General features: G+C 64.2%; 18 protein-coding genes. 9 read left to right on the top strand and 9 right to left on the bottom strand.

Going from position 1 to position 15,055, the window contains the following annotated elements:
- Window positions 1-23 precede the first annotated feature (23 nt).
- The 4 genes from hmgA (at window position 24) to ACSC1P_RS07130 (ending at window position 2,528) form a co-directional block, all read left to right on the top strand.
- Window positions 24-1,238: a hydroxymethylglutaryl-CoA reductase (NADPH) gene (gene hmgA, locus ACSC1P_RS07145; protein WP_435359448.1), complete on the top strand. Its 1,215-nt coding sequence runs from the start codon at window positions 24-26 to the stop codon at window positions 1,236-1,238.
- Window positions 1,239-1,492: 254 nt separating this feature from the next.
- Window positions 1,493-1,699 carry a heavy-metal-associated domain-containing protein gene (locus tag ACSC1P_RS07140; RefSeq protein ID WP_435359447.1) on the top strand — a complete coding sequence of 69 codons (207 nt, stop codon included), beginning with the start codon at window positions 1,493-1,495 and terminating at the stop codon, window positions 1,697-1,699.
- A gap of 73 nt (window positions 1,700-1,772) precedes the next feature.
- Window positions 1,773-2,114: a cupin domain-containing protein gene (locus ACSC1P_RS07135; protein WP_435359446.1), complete on the top strand. Its 342-nt coding sequence runs from the start codon at window positions 1,773-1,775 to the stop codon at window positions 2,112-2,114.
- A gap of 63 nt (window positions 2,115-2,177) precedes the next feature.
- Window positions 2,178-2,528: a hypothetical protein gene (locus tag ACSC1P_RS07130; RefSeq protein WP_435359445.1), complete on the top strand. Its 351-nt coding sequence runs from the start codon at window positions 2,178-2,180 to the stop codon at window positions 2,526-2,528.
- A gap of 27 nt (window positions 2,529-2,555) precedes the next feature.
- Here ACSC1P_RS07130 and ACSC1P_RS07125 read toward each other — a convergent pair whose 3' ends face one another.
- From ACSC1P_RS07125 to ACSC1P_RS07105, 5 genes are all read right to left on the bottom strand, one after another.
- Window positions 2,556-3,077 carry a DUF5817 domain-containing protein gene (locus tag ACSC1P_RS07125; protein ID WP_435359444.1) on the bottom strand — a complete coding sequence of 174 codons (522 nt, stop codon included), beginning with the start codon at window positions 3,075-3,077 and terminating at the stop codon, window positions 2,556-2,558.
- Between the two features lie 97 nt (window positions 3,078-3,174).
- Window positions 3,175-3,462: an SUI1 family translation initiation factor gene (locus ACSC1P_RS07120; RefSeq protein ID WP_435359443.1), complete on the bottom strand. Its 288-nt coding sequence runs from the start codon at window positions 3,460-3,462 to the stop codon at window positions 3,175-3,177.
- Between the two features lie 64 nt (window positions 3,463-3,526).
- Window positions 3,527-4,201, bottom strand: coding sequence for a helix-turn-helix domain-containing protein (locus tag ACSC1P_RS07115; RefSeq protein WP_435359442.1), 675 nt, complete (start codon window positions 4,199-4,201; stop codon window positions 3,527-3,529).
- A 124-nt stretch (window positions 4,202-4,325) separates the two neighbouring features.
- A complete protein-coding gene (gene icd, locus ACSC1P_RS07110) occupies window positions 4,326-5,585 on the bottom strand; it encodes an isocitrate dehydrogenase (NADP(+)) (RefSeq protein ID WP_435359441.1) in 1,260 nt (419 codons plus the stop codon).
- A 123-nt stretch (window positions 5,586-5,708) separates the two neighbouring features.
- Window positions 5,709-6,431, bottom strand: coding sequence for a hypothetical protein (locus ACSC1P_RS07105; RefSeq protein WP_435359440.1), 723 nt, complete (start codon window positions 6,429-6,431; stop codon window positions 5,709-5,711).
- 73 nt (window positions 6,432-6,504) lie between these two features.
- Here ACSC1P_RS07105 and ACSC1P_RS07100 point away from each other — a divergent pair, with 73 nt between their 5' ends.
- Window positions 6,505-7,416 (top strand): isoaspartyl peptidase/L-asparaginase, encoded by a 912-nt coding sequence (locus ACSC1P_RS07100; protein ID WP_435359439.1) that lies wholly within the window; start codon window positions 6,505-6,507, stop codon window positions 7,414-7,416.
- Window positions 7,417-7,833: 417 nt separating this feature from the next.
- Here the strand turns inward: ACSC1P_RS07100 and ACSC1P_RS07095 are convergent, their stop codons facing one another.
- The gene (locus ACSC1P_RS07095) at window positions 7,834-8,541 is read right to left on the bottom strand and encodes a metallophosphoesterase family protein (protein ID WP_435359438.1); all 708 of its coding nucleotides are present in this window, start codon (window positions 8,539-8,541) and stop codon (window positions 7,834-7,836) included.
- 133 nt (window positions 8,542-8,674) lie between these two features.
- On the opposite strand from ACSC1P_RS07095, the gene map reads away from it, so the two are divergent.
- Window positions 8,675-9,577, top strand: coding sequence for a type II methionyl aminopeptidase (gene map, locus ACSC1P_RS07090; RefSeq protein ID WP_435359437.1), 903 nt, complete (start codon window positions 8,675-8,677; stop codon window positions 9,575-9,577).
- A 340-nt stretch (window positions 9,578-9,917) separates the two neighbouring features.
- Here the strand turns inward: map and ACSC1P_RS07085 are convergent, their stop codons facing one another.
- Entirely contained in the window at window positions 9,918-10,118 is a 201-nt protein-coding gene (locus tag ACSC1P_RS07085) for a DUF7835 family putative zinc beta-ribbon protein (protein ID WP_435359436.1), read from the bottom strand.
- A gap of 255 nt (window positions 10,119-10,373) precedes the next feature.
- Here ACSC1P_RS07085 and ACSC1P_RS07080 point away from each other — a divergent pair, with 255 nt between their 5' ends.
- From ACSC1P_RS07080 to ACSC1P_RS07070, 3 genes are all read left to right on the top strand, one after another.
- Window positions 10,374-10,910 carry an HIT family protein gene (locus tag ACSC1P_RS07080; RefSeq protein WP_435359435.1) on the top strand — a complete coding sequence of 179 codons (537 nt, stop codon included), beginning with the start codon at window positions 10,374-10,376 and terminating at the stop codon, window positions 10,908-10,910.
- Between the two features lie 170 nt (window positions 10,911-11,080).
- Entirely contained in the window at window positions 11,081-11,884 is an 804-nt protein-coding gene (locus ACSC1P_RS07075; protein WP_435359434.1) for a ZIP family metal transporter, read from the top strand.
- Between the two features lie 49 nt (window positions 11,885-11,933).
- On the top strand, window positions 11,934-12,860 hold the full coding sequence (locus ACSC1P_RS07070) for a cation diffusion facilitator family transporter (protein WP_435359433.1): 927 nt from the start codon (window positions 11,934-11,936) through the stop codon (window positions 12,858-12,860).
- Window positions 12,861-12,891: 31 nt separating this feature from the next.
- Here the strand turns inward: ACSC1P_RS07070 and ACSC1P_RS07065 are convergent, their stop codons facing one another.
- Both ACSC1P_RS07065 and ACSC1P_RS07060 read right to left on the bottom strand, forming a co-directional pair.
- Complete coding sequence (locus ACSC1P_RS07065; RefSeq protein ID WP_435359432.1) at window positions 12,892-13,278, bottom strand: winged helix-turn-helix transcriptional regulator; 387 nt, start codon at window positions 13,276-13,278, stop codon at window positions 12,892-12,894.
- Between the two features lie 319 nt (window positions 13,279-13,597).
- Complete coding sequence (locus ACSC1P_RS07060) at window positions 13,598-14,854, bottom strand: tRNA (N(6)-L-threonylcarbamoyladenosine(37)-C(2))-methylthiotransferase (RefSeq protein ID WP_435359431.1); 1,257 nt, start codon at window positions 14,852-14,854, stop codon at window positions 13,598-13,600.
- Window positions 14,855-15,055: the final 201 nt, after the last annotated feature.

Below are 15,055 nucleotides of genomic sequence, written 5' to 3'. Positions count from 1 at the left end.
GGTCCCGATACGGACTCCCTCGTATGACCGACGCGCCGACGCTCGCTTCTCGCGTCCGCGAGGGCGACTTGCGATTGCACGAACTCGAAGCACACGCCGACGACGCCGACGTGGCGGCGGCGGCACGCCGACTCCTTCTCGAAGACGAGACCGATGCCTCGCTCGACACCGTAGGTGACTACGCGTTCGACGCGGCCGACGCCGAGTCGAACATCGAGAACATGCTCGGGGCGGCACAGCTCCCGATGGGTGTGGCCGGTCCCGTCACGGTGAACGGTGGCGCGGCCGACGGCGAGTACTACCTGCCGCTGGCGACGACCGAGGGGGCGCTCTTGGCGAGCGTGAACCGCGGTCTCTCTGTCGTCGAATCCGCGGGCGGGGCCGACGCACGCGTCACCAAGAACGGGATGACTCGCGCACCGGTGTTCCGTGTCTCGGGCATCGTCGAAGCGGCCGAAGTCGTCGAGTGGGTTCGTGAGAACACCGACGCACTGCGCGAGGCCGCCGAGTCGACGACGAGTCACGGCGAACTGCTCGACGTGACGCCCTACGTCGTCGGCGACTCCGTTTACCTGCGATTCCGCTACGACACGAAAGACGCGATGGGGATGAACATGGCCACCATCGCCACGCGCGAGGCGTGCGAAGTCGTCGAGGAAGCGACGCCAGCGTCGCTCGTCGCCCTCTCGGGCAACCTCTGCTCGGACAAGAAGCCGGCAGCCGTCAACGCCGTCGAAGGCCGCGGTCGTTCCGTGACCGCCGACGTGCTGATTCCTGGCGACGTGGTCGAAGAGCGTCTGCACACCACCTCCGCAGCCATCGCCGAGGCGAACACACGCAAGAACCTCGTCGGCAGCGCGAAGGCGGGCGCACTCGGCTTCAACGCGCACGCGGCGAACACCGTCGCGGCGGCGTTCCTCGCCACTGGACAGGACGCCGCGCAGGTCGTCGAAGGCAGCAACGCCATCACGACCGCGGAAGAACGCGACGGGGACCTGTACGTCTCCATCTCGCTCGCGTCGCTGGAGGTCGGGACCGTGGGCGGCGGGACGAAACTCCCGACGCAGTCCGAGGCACTCGACGTGCTCGGACTGGCTGGCGGCGGCGACCCGGCCGGGTCGAACGCCGACGCGCTGGCAGAGGTCATCGCGGTTGGTGCGCTGGCGGGTGAACTCTCGCTGCTGGCTGCACTCGCGTCGCGTCACCTTTCGTCGGCGCACGAGGAACTGGGCCGGTAATCGCGCTCACGCGTTTTCGTGGTGGCTGTGTCCTCGTTACTCACTACTGTCGAGTATCGTCGAGAGACGACTTGCCTCAGCGAGTCCGGTTCGTTGCACTGCGACGGAGGACACGACCCTGATGCACGGTACCCGAGAGTACACCGAGCAACGTACTGTTGTGGCTCGAATGTCAGGCTAACTGTCGGCCAGCGGCCCGTCCTGAGGTATCCGGTCGCCACCTTATCCGCCTCGGCCGCCTCTTTCAGCGTACGATGGCAGTCTCCAAGATTCAGGTAACAGTCGAGGACATGAAGTGTAACGGCTGTGAGGACACGATTCAGGACGGACTTCGGCGCATCGATGGTGTCGAGCGAGTAAGCGCCAATCACATCGAAGGGACCGTCGAGGTCGTCGGCAGTGTCGACCCGAACGACGTCGTTAGCGCCATCAACAAACTCGGATTTACGGCGAGTCGGTAGCTGCCGCTGGCGGACTTCGTCTCTTTTAGGCCCCCGGGCGAAACTGTATCACGGTCGGCTGTGAGGGTGTGGTATGGAACACGTTCCCACTGAGTCGGTCGAGTCCACCGAAGCCGTCGACGGCGTCCACCTCGCCATCCTCGCTGGCGGCGAGGGGATGAACGTCCAGCACTTCGTCATCGAACCGGGTGCGACCGTCCCCGAACACAGTCACCACCACGAACAGGCTGGCTTCGTCTACGAGGGGACGCTCACCTTCATCGTCGACGACGAGGATGTCCTCGTCGCGGCCGGTGATTCGTACTCGTTACGGAGCGACGAACCGCACGCAGCGGTAAACCGCGGGGACGTGCCTGTCCGTGGCGTCGACATCTTCAGTCCGCCGCGAGAGAATCCGGACTGGCAGGAGGACTGAGTCCGCCCCGGTCGGTGCACGACCCAACGGAAGATTGATATGTTTCTGTCATGTAGGTGATGTATGGCACTGACCGCACTCAAACCGTACGTGCTACGGTACACCCTGCTCGTCGGCCCGGTGTTCGCCGCCGTCGTCCTTGGCGTGTCCGTCGCCGCAGGCGCGCCACTGACGGGCGTCGCGTTCTTCTTCGGCGGTGCGATGCTGGTGGCCTTTCCGACTGCGTTCGCCACGAGCGACGCCGGCCTCGACTCGGCAGGCGCGTCGGTCTCGGGTGGCTTCGACGTCACGAACCCGTGGTCGGTCCAGCCGAAAGGCGGGCTTTCCAGCCGCTTCGGCGTCGCCTTTTGTTGTCTCGGGGCGGGGCTCACCTCGATTGGGGTGTTCCTCGTGACGAGTGGCGTGTTTGGCTGAGGAGAACAGGGGTGGCAGTCACTCGGCTTAGAGCAGTCGATAGCGACCACGACTCTCAGAGACCTCACCGCGTCGTGCCAGTTTGTCGAGTGCCTTCGTGACGTAGGATTCGGGAACACCGTGGTCGGCGGCGTACGCGACGATGTCGTCTTCGGTCGGGTGGTCGAGCTCGCGGAGGGCGGCCTCGACGGTCTCCTTTCTGTTCATCGTCCGGGTCGTCTCGCTCGCTCGCTTCCCGGCGTCGTTCACTTCGTCGGTGTCGAGCCCCGACGCTTCGAGGAACTCCTCGTCGTCGACGACACCGTCTTCGACCGCCGATTCGAGTTCGGTGAACGAATCGACTTTCGCGAACTCGTCGCCGTGGCCCTGCCGGTTCGCCAGCATCGATGCGCGGACCTCGCGGGCGTGGTCGAGGTCGTCGGTCTCGACGAACGACCGGACCTTCTTGAACTTGCGGCGGTGTCCACATCGCCCGCACTGGGTCGTCTCTGGCCGTCCCTCGATGATCCGCAACGCACTGCACTCACGACAGCCCACCACGTGGTACATAGCTGTGGCTGGGGCCGCCTACGTGTTGAACGTTCCCAACGGCTGCGCCGAAATCTGGCATCGGCTCGACGAGGGTCGTCGCCGCGCCGCAAAAGTGTTAGAGTGCGTAGCCTTCGCGCTTCAGAATATCGCGGACGCGGTCGATCTGGTCTCCCTGAATCTCGATGGTGTCGCCATCGACGGTGCCGCCAGCGCCGACCGCACGCTTCAACGTCGAGGCGAGGTCTCGCAGGTCGGTCCCGTGCGGGAACCCTTCGACGATCGTCATCGGCTTCCCGTACCGGCGTTTCTCGACCCGGACAGAGAGCTTGGTGTCCGCGCGGTCGAGGTCGCCGATGAGGTCTAAGTCGAGGTCGTCGAATTCTGTGTGATTCTCGTGTCCCACGGCACAAATACGGTCTCAGGCGATATAGCGGTTGTCTCGTCGACCATCGTGGCGATTCCGCCAGTTACCGCGGCGTCGTCGACTGTACCGGTGACTCGTCGGTGAGGACGACCGCGTTGGCAAGCCGGTCCATCGCGCGACGTACCCGCTCGCCCGCGGCCTGTTCGCTGATGTCGAGCTCTGCGGCGAGGTCGGCGAGCGTCGCCCGTTTTGGCACTTTGAAGTAGCCGAGTGTGGTCGCCAGCGTGAGTGCCTCGTGCTGTTCGCCGGTCAACCCGAGTTCGCTTCGGGAGTCGGTCGCGTCGGCGAGGGAGTGCAATCGTCGCAGGCCAATGGTGTAGTCGTTGTCTCGACACCACTCGCTGAACTGTGAGAGGTCGGCGTGGTTGGCGAACCGGAGTTTGAACTGCCACTCGCCGTCGGCCTCGGCCGTGAGGACCGTCGCACCGCGTTCGGCGAGCGCCGTGACGAAACTCTCGACCGATGGTCCCCACTGGACTTGGTACAGCGCAGACCGGTCGAACCGGGCCAGTTCGGTCAGTTCGTCTACCTCCTCCAGCGACTCGACCGACCGCTCGAAGGCATCGAGGTTCGCCCCCGTCACCCATATGAACGGCAGCGTCACGTCCGTCGTCGGGACGACTCGCTCCAGTTCGACGCGCACCGACGGCTCGGCGAGCGAGACGCGGCCGAGGGGGAACGCCTCTGGAGCAATCGTCACCTCCGCGATGATGGCCATGGTGTGGTAGATGGTGGCAAGGGGGTTAAGCGTGTGTACGGCTCAGTTGGCACTCGGTGCACAACGTGATGACCGGCGGAAAAATGGTGTGTTGCGGTCCGTCAGCGTCGACGGGGGAAGCCACTTACGCCAGTTCGTGAATGTTCTCGACGATCTTGTCGGCGAACTCGCTCGTCGCGAGCTTGTTGCCGCCTTCGATCTGTCGTTCGAGGTCGTACGTGACGTCGCCCTCGGAGATGGTCTTCTCGACGGCGTCACGGACGAGCTGACCGGCGTCGTTCCAGCCCATGTACTCGAGCATGAGACGGCCGGAGAGGATCATCGCGGTCGGGTTGACCTTGTCCTGGCCGGCGTACTTCGGGGCGGAGCCGTGGACCGGCTCTGCGAGACAGCGGGCGGTACCGAAGTTCGCACCGGGTGCGATGCCGAGGCCACCGATCTGCGCGCCGGCGGCGTCGGACATGTAGTCACCGTTGAGGTTCATCGTCGCGATGACGTCGTACTCGTCGGTGCGGGTCAGGAGCTGCTGGAGCATGTTGTCTGCGATGCGGTCCTTGACGACGAGGCTGCCCTCGGGCTGCTCTCCGTCGTACTCGTCCCACAGCTCGTCCTCGGTGATGACGTCCTCGCCGTACTCCTCTTCGGCGACCTCGTAGCCCCAGTCACGGAAGGCGCCCTCGGTGAACTTCATGATGTTACCCTTGTGGACGAGGGTGACGGAGGGACGCTCGTTCTCGATGGCGTAGTCGATGGCCTCACGGACGAGACGCTTCGTGCCGAACTCGGTGATCGGCTTGATGCCGATGCCGATGGGGCCGTCGTGCATGGTCTCGTCGTAGCCCATCTCCTCCTCGACGAATTCCTTGACCTTCTGGACGTCGTCGGTACCGGCTTCCCACTCGATGCCGGCGTAGACGTCTTCCGTGTTCTCACGGAACGTGACCATGTCCATCTCCTCGGGGTTCTTGACCGGCGACGGGACGCCGTCGAGGTGGTAGGTCGGGCGAACGTTCGCGTACAGGTCGAGCTTCTGACGGAGCGCGACGTTCAGGCTGCGGAAGCCAGCACCGACCGGCGTCGTGAGCGGGCCCTTGATTGCGACGTTGAACTCTTTGATTGCCTCGACGGTGTCGGCGGGCAGGTTCTCGTCGTACTTGTCGCGGGCGGACGAGCCAGCGTAGACGCGCATCCACGAGATGGAGCGACCGGTTGCATCGGCGGCGGCGTCGAGCACCTTCTGTGCGGCCGGACCGACGTCCGTGCCAATGCCGTCGCCGTGGATGATGGGGATGATGGGGTTCTCGGGAACGACGAGTTCGTCGTCCTCGACCGTGATCTGCTGCCCCTCATCCGGCACCTCAACCTTGTCGTAGTCGTAGCTCATATCGTCTAGTTCGTCGGAAGTTGCGCCTAAAAGACCTCCCATTTCGCCCGGTGGCAAATATTGCGAAATCGCTCGTGAAGGCCGCTACACACCGGCTGTGTGCCCTATTGACATAGTGGTGTGTCAGTTCCACAACGCACCGACGAGTCCGCGAAATTGTGTGACACCGTAGTTCGCGAGCGTGCGAGGGAACCGTCGTCGTGCACCAGTCACTGCGTCGGTCAGTGCGGCGGTCGCGTCATCGAACACGCCCGCACCGTGGCCGACGAGGATGCGTTCTGGGTGGCGGTCGACGAAGGGAGCGACCGGTGGCGCAGGTCGAAGCAGGAGGAAGAAGCCGACTCGTTCGTCCCCAACTGTCGACCCCATGACGGTCCCCAGCACGTCGGCGGCGTACAGCGTCTCGTCGGAGTCGCGGTAGGCGACGGCTTCGTGCCAACCGGGGAACGGGTCGACACGGCGGACTTCGAACCCTGAAGTGCCGAGGTCACGGTCGTATCGGACGACGTCGACCGACTCGTCGGCGGCGTGCAGTTTGTCCGCCACGCGGTCGAGCCAGGAGGGAACGAACACGGGCACGTCGTGTCGGCTCGCGAAGACTGCCGCGTCGCGGGTGTGCCAGTCCGAGAAGACGGCGACACCGGCGACCGGCCCGAGTTCGTCGTACAGCGACTCGACACCGGGTGCGTCGAGTGGGTCGAACAGCCACACGTCACCGTTCTCACCGTGAATCGCGTGACTGGCGCGGCGACCCTCCTCGTCGGGATGGGCGACCCAGCCCACACCTGCCTCCCACTCGTCGATGACCTCGAACTCGGTCGCGCCCCCACGGTCGTACACCGGCATGCTCGCGGCTACTCACGTCGCCCTCTTTCGCTTTTCGACGGGATTGAAGACGACTCGGGTGCCAGAAAGCGGTATGCACGTCATCGTCCACGGCGGCGCTGGTGCCGACCCCGACGAACCAGAGCCCCGACAGGCAGTCCTCGACGACGCGGCCGACGCGGGTGCAGCAGCCGACACACCGCTCGACGCGGTCGAACGCGCGATTCACGTCCTCGAATCCTCGCCACGGTTCAACGCTGGCGTCGGCGGCGCGGTCCAGTCCGACGGTGTCGTTCGAACCGACGCCGGTGTGATGACCGACGACCGCGAGGCTGGTGCAGCCTGTTCCATGCCCGGCGTCGAACACGCCGTCAGCGTCGCGCGCGTCGTCATGGAGGAGACGCCACACATCTGTGTCTCCGGTGAACACGCGGTCTCGCTCGCCGAGGACTTCGACGTCGAGACCGGCGTCAACCTCTGGAGCGACCGGACCCGCGAGCGATGGGCCGAAGAGGACGTTCCCGAGGGCGGCCCGCGTGAGCACCTCGCCTATCTGCGCGAGCGATTCGGGACGACCGACCCGGACGGGAACGAAGCGGATGAGGCCACGTCCGCCGGCGTCGGCGACGAGTACGACCACGATACGGTCGGCGCGGTCGCCCACGACGGGGAGTCGTTCGCTGCAGCCACCTCGACGGGTGGTCGCTGGCTCGCGCTGGCTGGCCGCGTCGGCGACGTGCCACAGCTCGGCAACGGCTTCTACTGCGCCCCGGCTGGTGGTGCGTCGGCCACGGGTGCGGGCGAAGACATCGCCCGGGTGACGCTCTCGCGCCGCGCCGTCGGCTACCTCGAAGCGGGCTACAGCGCACAGCAGGCGGCCGACCGCGCCATCGACGAGTTCGGTGAGCTCACCGGCTCGTCGGCGGGCGTCATCGTCCTCGGCCGGGACGGGAGCGTCGGCAGCGCGTACAACTCCGACGCGATGCAGACTGCGGTCAGTCGCTGACTGCCAGTCGCCGACCGGAAGCCACAGCCCACTCACCGGGTTTCGACGGTCGCCGATGGTGACCGGCGGCTGTGGTACGGGTGAGACACGCGCACTGTCGGACACTCACCCGACGAGGCAGGACTGGTCAGGGGAGAGAAAGTGATACAGAGACACACGATTTTCGTCATTTGTCGTAGCCGACATTTATTGTCGTCGAACTCCATATGGCTATCATGCTCGAACAGCCACAACACGGTGCAGCCAGAACTTGCCCGGAGTGCGACACAGAGACGGTGAACGTACAAGGAGTCGACGCCTGCCCGGAGTGTTCCTGGGTCGAACCGCAATAAAACGAGTCGCAGCCGAACGAATTGCTGAACCAGTGAGTCAGTCCGACGAATCACGGGTGCTGTCGTCAGTTTTCGGGGCAGTTCCTCACGCGACGCGCTTCGCGGGCGGTGTGACGATTTTCGAGTCCTTGCGACCTTTTCCGTCTCCGTCGAGCGAAACCGCGACGAATTCGTCCTCCCAGTAGCTGTAGGCCGTGAGTTCCCCACCGTAGACGCAGCCGGTGTCGAGGCCGACCGCGTGCCGGCGCTCGACCGGCGATTCGAGGACGGTGTGGCCGAAGAACACGCGCGGGCCGTCCGCGTGCTCTTCGAACCAGTACGGCCGGTCGTAGCTGCCGTCGGGCGCGAGCGAGCGCATGTTCAGCACTTCGTTCGGCGTGTGGTCGTCGAGCGGTTTTCGGGGGTCGATGCCGCCGTGGACGACCAGCGCATCGTCGAACGAGAGTGCGACGGGCATCTCGTGGATGTAGGCCATGTCCTCGTCGGTGAGTTCGGGAAGTTCCTTGTCGCCGCGGATGAGCTTGTCCTCGTTGTTTCCGCGTACCGAAATCATGTTGTCCGCTTCACGGACGCGTTCGACCACACCCTGACTGTCCGGTCCTTTTCGCACGAGGTCGCCGACGAAGACGACGAGGTCGTCGTCGCTAGGGTCGAGTTCGGCCAGCAGTTTCTCCAGCGCGTCCAGGCAGCCGTGGACGTCACCGACGAGGTAAATTTCGTCCCAATCGTCCGCGTCGACCGTCTGATGCCGCGCGTCGTCGTCGTCGGGGAACGAAGGTGCTGGTGTACTCATAGTTGAACTGGCTGGTAGCAAGAACTCGGGGCCATAAAACCTTTCTAACATGTCTATATAGACCATGGTTTGCGAACCGCTAGCAGGCAGCCGAGGCGGAACCTCTTTTTCCGTCGTGGGCGAACTGCAGGCCATGAGCGAGACGGAGGTCGACCTGGAGGCCGAACAGTACGAGAAACATCGGGAAGCGGGTCGCATCCTCGCGGAGGTTCGTGACGCCGCCGCCGAGATGGTCGAAGTCGGCGCGAGCCACCTCGAAGTCGCGGAGTGGGCCGAAGACCGAATCCGTGAACTCGGTGGTGAACCGGCGTTCCCAGTCAACATCTCTGTGAACGAGGAAGCAGCCCACGCCACACCGAGCATCGACGACGATTCGACGTTCGGTGAGGACATGGTGAACCTCGACATCGGTGTCTCCATCGACGGCTGGCTGGCCGACACCGCCATCACCGTCGACCTCTCCGGCAACCCGGAACTCGCAGAAGCGAGCGAGGAGGCACTCGCCGCAGCACTCGACATGGTCGAACCCGGCGTCGACACGGGCGACATCGGGGCCGAAATCGAGGACGTCATCGAGGGCTACGGCTACAACCCGGTCGTCAATCTCTCGGGCCACGGCCTCGGCCATTGGGAACAGCACACCGACCCGAACATCCCGAACCGCGCCGTCTCGCAGGGGACGACGCTCGAAGTCGGGCAGGTCGTCGCCATCGAACCGTTCGCCACCGACGGCTCCGGCAAGGTGACCGAAGGGGCCGACGAACAGATTTTCGCGCTGGAGCGCGACGGCTCGGTCCGCGACCGCGGCGCGCGGCAGGCCCTCGAACAGATCGCCGAAGAGTTCCGTACGCTCCCGTTCGCCACGCGATGGCTCGACGTCCCGCGCCCGGAGATGGCACTGCGCCGGCTCAAGATGAACAACATCGTCCACGGCTACCCGGTGCTCAAGGAAGCCGATGGAAAGCTCGTGAGTCAGAAAGAACACACCGTCATCGTCACCGAAGACGGTTGCGAAGTGACCACCCGGTCGCGCTGACCGGCCGACCCGTTATCTACTGAAGCCGCTGCGGTACCCACCGAAGCCGCTGTTTTCACGTCGATACACCCGTCGCGATAGCCACCGCACGGCGGGCACCACCACCCGCCGGGCAACCGCACCACAGCCCGCGTGGGATACACCACATCTCGTTTCCATCACCGCGTGACGCAGACCACCACGTCCGCGTCACCACCATACCGCGTGGCACACGCCGGCGCGGACCACCACGTCCGCATCACCAGTGTGCCGTCCGTCGTACGTGACTCGGGCCACCACGCCCGTGTCACCAGCCCTGGCACCGTTCGCCTGCGGCCACGCAGGCGTCACCCGGACCCACTCAGGCGTTGTTCATCCGCGTGCTCTCGCGCGTCCCGCACGCCTGGCACTCGGTCACACGGTAGGGTTCGCGCGAGAACTGTGCGTTCTCTTTCTTCTTGCTCTCGGTCACGAGCTGCACCGACACCTGGTGGACCGTGTCCGTTTCACAATTGTTGCAGCGTTCGGTTCTCCCGTCGATTGCGTTGTCAGTCGTCGCCATCCAATATCCTCCAGAGTGGGATACCCTATAAAAAGAACCGACCGTTTAATCGGTTGAACTGACCGAATGTGATAGCGATTGGAGGAATTGTGTCGAAATCGATAATCTACCGGTTTCGAAACGTCTGTCGGCCGAATTGCCGGTCCTTGTAGTCTCGAAATTAGTACTTGAAGCAGGGATAGCACCCCAATCTCATACGGAAGCTGATAGTTGCGCGAACGGGGCTTTCAAATCGGTCGCTCACGAGTGGGAACTATGGACCAAGTGTTCGCTCCCTGGCGTATCGACTGGGTCGAGCGAGACGGTGGTGACGGCATCGACGGCTGTCCGTTCTGTGTGCTCCCCGAGCGTGAGGCGGACCGAGAGAACCGTATCGTCGCGCGGTCGGAGCACGCCTTCGTCTTGCTGAACAACTACCCGTACAATCCGGGCCACGCCATGGTCATCCCCGCAGCCCACGGCGGTGAGTACACCGAACTCGCCGACGAGGTGCTGTTAGACCACGCGAAGCTCAAACAGCGGACGCTCGACGCACTCGCCGACGCGATGGGTCCTGACGCCTTCAACACCGGCTTGAATCTGGGTGGTGGGGCTTCAGGCGGTTCTATCGACGACCATCTGCACACACACGTGGTTCCTCGTTGGAACGGTGACACGAACTTCATGCCGGTGGTCGCAGACACGAAAGTCATCGTCGAAGGACTCGAAGACACCTACGACCGGCTCCACGCCGCCTTCGCGGCTCAAGACGGTAGTTCTGTCGTCGACGAGGCCACTGCAGTCCAGTTCTGACCGGGCCCGATTTCGCCGGTGCGCGCTGGCGCGCGCGGTCACATCACGCGTCGGCCGCGCACCGACGGCGTGCCTGCGGCCCACCCCGACAACAATTTTTTAGGCAACCCAAAATTTTGTTCTTGAAGTGAGAAGCACTATGGTGGTCCGGCACCGAGATTCAGCTACCCATGGCACTCGTCGAGAATCTCGTGCTGGTGTTCGTCGCGGGGCTGATAACCGCACTGGCCACCGGACTCGGCGCGGTGCCCTTCTTCTTCCTCGACGACATCAGCGACCGGACGAACGTCCTCCTCTGGGGACTCGCCTCCGGCATCATGGTGTCTGCGTCGGTGTTCGGTCTCATCTTCGAGGGCGCGGCGAACGGACAACTCCTCGGCGTCGCCGGGGGGATGGTGGCCGGTGCTGCGCTCGTCGTCGTCGCACACGAGGTCATCGAAGAGTACGAACCGGACCCGGGCGAGTACGCCGAAGCCGACTTCAAGAAACTCGTGCTCATCCTCGGGATTCTCACGGTCCACTCGTTCCCGGAGGGCGTCGCCGTCGGTGTCTCGTTCGCCGACCTCAACCTCGCTGACGCAGAGACGCTCGGCCTCCTCAGCTTTGGAGTACCAATTCTCGCCGTGTTCATGACGGTCGCCATCGCCATCCACAACATCCCGGAGGGCGTCGCTATCTCGATTCCGCTGCGCGCGATGGGCGTCAGCGAACCGAAGATGGTCTGGTGGGCCGTGTTCTCCAGTTTGCCACAGCCAATCGGCGCGGTCATGGCCTTCGCGTTCGTCCGCGTCGCGCGTGAGTTCCTCCCGTTCGGCTTCGGTTTCGCCGCGGGTGCGATGATCTTCCTCGTGGCGACGGAGTTCATCCCCGAAGCGCGCGAACTCGGCGAAGAACTCCCCGGCGGCGGCACGCGCGAACTCCTCTCTGGGCTGGCACTCGGGTTTGCGGTGATGGTTCCGCTCGCGTTCATCTGAGCTATTGCCGACAGGCCCTTTTACCACTCCCCTCGTAGGCGAATCCAGCATGAGTCGGGCGAACGCGGTGCGTCGCGTGGGACTGGTCGTCGTCGCCACGAACGTCGTCCTCGCACTGGCGAAAGCGGTCGTGTACGCTGAGAGTGGGAGCCTCGCCGTCGGCTCCGAGGCCGTCAATAGCCTCTCGGACTCGGTGTACAGCATCGTCGTCCTCGCCGGACTCTACCTCACCACGCAACCACCCGACTTCGAACACCCGCACGGCCACGAACGCATCGAACCGTTCGTCTCGCTGTTCGTCGCCGCGGGTGTGTTCCTCGCCGGTGGCGTCGTCCTCTGGCAGTCGGTGACGACGCTCCTCTCCGGCACCTACGTCTCGCACTACTCCACGATGGCGGTCGCCGTCCTCGCTGGCTCTGCGGTCATAAAGCTCGGTCTCTACCGCTACTGTCTCACCGCCGGAGAGAACGTGAACTCACCCGCACTCGTCGCCACGGCGCTCGACAACCGCAACGACGTGCTCACCGCGCTGGCGGCACTCGTCGGTGTCGTCGGTGGTGGACTCGGCTTTCCCGTGCTCGACCCGCTCGCCGCGGTCGTCGTCTCGTTCGCCATCCTCTGGACCGGCGTCGAAATCGTCCGCGACAACGTGAACTACCTCGTCGGGGCTGCCCCGCCGGAAGACCTCCGCGCAGAAATCGTCGAGCGGGCGCTCGAACACCCCGAGGTCCACGGTGTCCACGACGTGATTGCGCACTACGTCGGCCCGGAGATAGACGTCTCGTTGCACATCGAGGTCGAGGGGGACCATACGCTGTTCGAGGCGCACGACATCGAGTCAGCGGTCGTCCAGTCGATTCAGGCCATCGACGAGGTCGACGACGTGTTCGTCCACGTCGACCCGAAAGAACTCGGTGAGTGGAAAGAGGACGAAGACACCGACCGATTGCTCGAAGGGGCCTCACCGGACGAGTAAGAAGAGTCGAGTGACTCGGCGATTCGACGACTCAACAGTCGCAGTACGCCGGGTCTGCGGGTGTCACACAGTACTCGACCGGACAGTCGTCGTCCGGACAGTTCGTGTCGGTACAGTCCATCACGCGGACGAGCGATTCGAGGTCGGCCAGCACGTCGGCCAGTCGGTGACCATACTCGGTGAGTCGATAGCTGGTCGTCGGTGGCGTGGTCGCGTGGACCTCCTTTTCGACGAAGCCGAGACAGCGCAACTCTGCGAGGCGTGCCGAGAGTGTCTTGGCGGTCACGTCGCCCACTTCCCGCCGTAACTCGTTGAACCCGTGTTCCTCGTCGGCTAGCGCAGCGACGACGTGCATCGCCCACTTCGACCCGACGACCGACCGGAGGCCGTGCCACAGTTCCTGCGACGACTCGTCCATACCGCCCGTTCGCCCCCGGTAGGTTTCAACCCTGCCGCCGAGTTTCCCGCGAGAAACCACCCATATTTCAGTAAATTGCTAATTTATGGTCGACCGGGTCGTCCATCCTCCTGTGATGTCAGAAGACACACCGACCGAGAACTGCTGTCCGACCGATTCGTCCGCACCCGTCGTCGTCGTGCTGTCTGGGTGTGGCTGCCGTGACCGCCGACGGACCGACTGCTGCTGTGGCTCCGGCTGCTGTTGTTGTTGTTGTTGAGCGGGCGAATCGGGCGGGAGGAAAGGAATCGAGACGGAACGAGTCCGAGTCGGGTCCGAACTACACCGGCGTCGCGAACGCGTACACCGTATTGTGACTCGTCACTTCGAGGTCTACGAAGTCACCGGGTTCGAGGCCGTGGTCGGAGGCGTTCCGAACGATGAGTTGTCGGTAGGCCGCGTCGCGGCACTTCACCGAATCACCCGTTCCTTCCTGCACCACGAGTACGTCCTCGAACGTCTCGCCGACCATCGCGTCGTAGGCGTCGCCGACCACGTCCATCTTCAGGTCGGACATCTCCTTCGAGCGCTCTTTCTTCAGCGTGCCACCGAGCCCCTTCATGTCGGCTGCATCCGTGTTCGGGCGCTTGGAGAAGCGCGTGACGTTGATCTTCTCCGGGCGGGTCTCGCGCAGGAGTGCGAGGCTCTGTTTGTGGTCTTCGCCGGTCTCGGTCGGGAAGCCGACGATGAAGTCCGTACTCAGGGTCCAGTGGTCGAGTGCGTCGTCGAACGTCTCGACGACTTCGAGGTACTCGGAGACCTGGTGCTGGCGGCGCATGTCGCCGAGTACGTCGTCGCTGCCGGACTGGACGGGCGCGTGCAGGAAGTTGTACAGTTCGTCGTGTTCGGCGAACACTCGGGCGAGTTCGTCGCGGATGCCGTGGACACCCTTCGGGTTCGCCATGCCTACGCGCACGCGGAAGTCACCCTCTATCTCGGTGCAGATGCGCTCCAGCAGCGTGTGCAACTGGCGTTTGCCGGTGTCCCAGCCGTACACGCCGGTGTCCTGTCCGGTGATGCGTATCTCCTTCGCGCCCGCGTGGACGAGCGCGCGAGCTTTCTCGACGTTCGCCTCGACCGGTGGGCTCTCTATCTTTCCGGTGGCGTGCTTCGTGATGCAGTACGAGCAGTCGCTCATGCAGCCACGGGCGATGGGCAGGATGCCGACGATGCCGTCCAGGACGGGTTCGACGCCCGGCCCTGGCGTGGGGCACTCGCCGTTCGTTACGGCTTCGGGGACCTCGTCCCAGTGGAGGATTTGCGCGTCGATCTCCTCGTCGCGGAACTCCTCACCCTGTGCCAGCGCCATACAGCCGGTGACGATGAGGTCTGCGGTCTCGGCTTCGAGTTCTTTGGCCCGGCGGAGCATGTTTCGCTCCGTCTTCTCGACCACCGTACACGAGTTCATGATGGCGACGTCGGCCGCCTCCGGACCGTCCACGCGGTAGTGGCCGGCGTCGCGGAGTGCCGACTCTATCTGTCGACTCTCCCCACGGTTGGAGGTGCAACCGTACGTTTCGATGTGGTACCGGGCCATACTATCACTCGCTACCGTGTCGGCGGGCAAAAGGGCCACGAAACGCGATTACTCACCGGCGGGCGACTGCCCGATGGTCTCGTTTCACACGCGCTGGTCGATGGTAATCCATCCGAGTTATCCCGGGGTGCTACGCGTATGCACGGCCATAGACGAGAACGGTAAGTCGACCGAGTATGCCGATTCCAGCTCAAAATACCC

This window comes from Haloarchaeobius caseinilyticus (assembly GCF_051207395.1).
Taxonomy (GTDB): domain Archaea; phylum Halobacteriota; class Halobacteria; order Halobacteriales; family Natrialbaceae; genus Haloarchaeobius.
This window is presented reverse-complemented; position numbering and strand designations above follow the sequence as displayed.

Excerpts from the sequence above, each read along its gene's own strand:
- hmgA (WP_435359448.1), top strand. The coding sequence starts at position 24 with ATGACCGACGCGCCGACGCTCGCTTCTCGCGTCCGCGAGGGCGACTTG.
- ACSC1P_RS07140 (WP_435359447.1), top strand. The coding sequence starts at position 1,493 with ATGGCAGTCTCCAAGATTCAGGTAACAGTCGAGGACATGAAGTGTAAC.
- ACSC1P_RS07135 (WP_435359446.1), top strand. The coding sequence starts at position 1,773 with ATGGAACACGTTCCCACTGAGTCGGTCGAGTCCACCGAAGCCGTCGAC.
- ACSC1P_RS07130 (WP_435359445.1), top strand. The coding sequence starts at position 2,178 with ATGGCACTGACCGCACTCAAACCGTACGTGCTACGGTACACCCTGCTC.
- ACSC1P_RS07125 (WP_435359444.1), bottom strand. The coding sequence starts at position 3,077 with ATGTACCACGTGGTGGGCTGTCGTGAGTGCAGTGCGTTGCGGATCATC.
- ACSC1P_RS07115 (WP_435359442.1), bottom strand. The coding sequence starts at position 4,201 with ATGGCCATCATCGCGGAGGTGACGATTGCTCCAGAGGCGTTCCCCCTC.
- icd (WP_435359441.1), bottom strand. The coding sequence starts at position 5,585 with ATGAGCTACGACTACGACAAGGTTGAGGTGCCGGATGAGGGGCAGCAG.
- ACSC1P_RS07105 (WP_435359440.1), bottom strand. The coding sequence starts at position 6,431 with ATGCCGGTGTACGACCGTGGGGGCGCGACCGAGTTCGAGGTCATCGAC.
- ACSC1P_RS07100 (WP_435359439.1), top strand. The coding sequence starts at position 6,505 with ATGCACGTCATCGTCCACGGCGGCGCTGGTGCCGACCCCGACGAACCA.
- ACSC1P_RS07095 (WP_435359438.1), bottom strand. The coding sequence starts at position 8,541 with ATGAGTACACCAGCACCTTCGTTCCCCGACGACGACGACGCGCGGCAT.
- map (WP_435359437.1), top strand. The coding sequence starts at position 8,675 with ATGAGCGAGACGGAGGTCGACCTGGAGGCCGAACAGTACGAGAAACAT.
- ACSC1P_RS07085 (WP_435359436.1), bottom strand. The coding sequence starts at position 10,118 with ATGGCGACGACTGACAACGCAATCGACGGGAGAACCGAACGCTGCAAC.
- ACSC1P_RS07080 (WP_435359435.1), top strand. The coding sequence starts at position 10,374 with ATGGACCAAGTGTTCGCTCCCTGGCGTATCGACTGGGTCGAGCGAGAC.
- ACSC1P_RS07075 (WP_435359434.1), top strand. The coding sequence starts at position 11,081 with ATGGCACTCGTCGAGAATCTCGTGCTGGTGTTCGTCGCGGGGCTGATA.
- ACSC1P_RS07070 (WP_435359433.1), top strand. The coding sequence starts at position 11,934 with ATGAGTCGGGCGAACGCGGTGCGTCGCGTGGGACTGGTCGTCGTCGCC.
- ACSC1P_RS07065 (WP_435359432.1), bottom strand. The coding sequence starts at position 13,278 with ATGGACGAGTCGTCGCAGGAACTGTGGCACGGCCTCCGGTCGGTCGTC.
- ACSC1P_RS07060 (WP_435359431.1), bottom strand. The coding sequence starts at position 14,854 with ATGGCCCGGTACCACATCGAAACGTACGGTTGCACCTCCAACCGTGGG.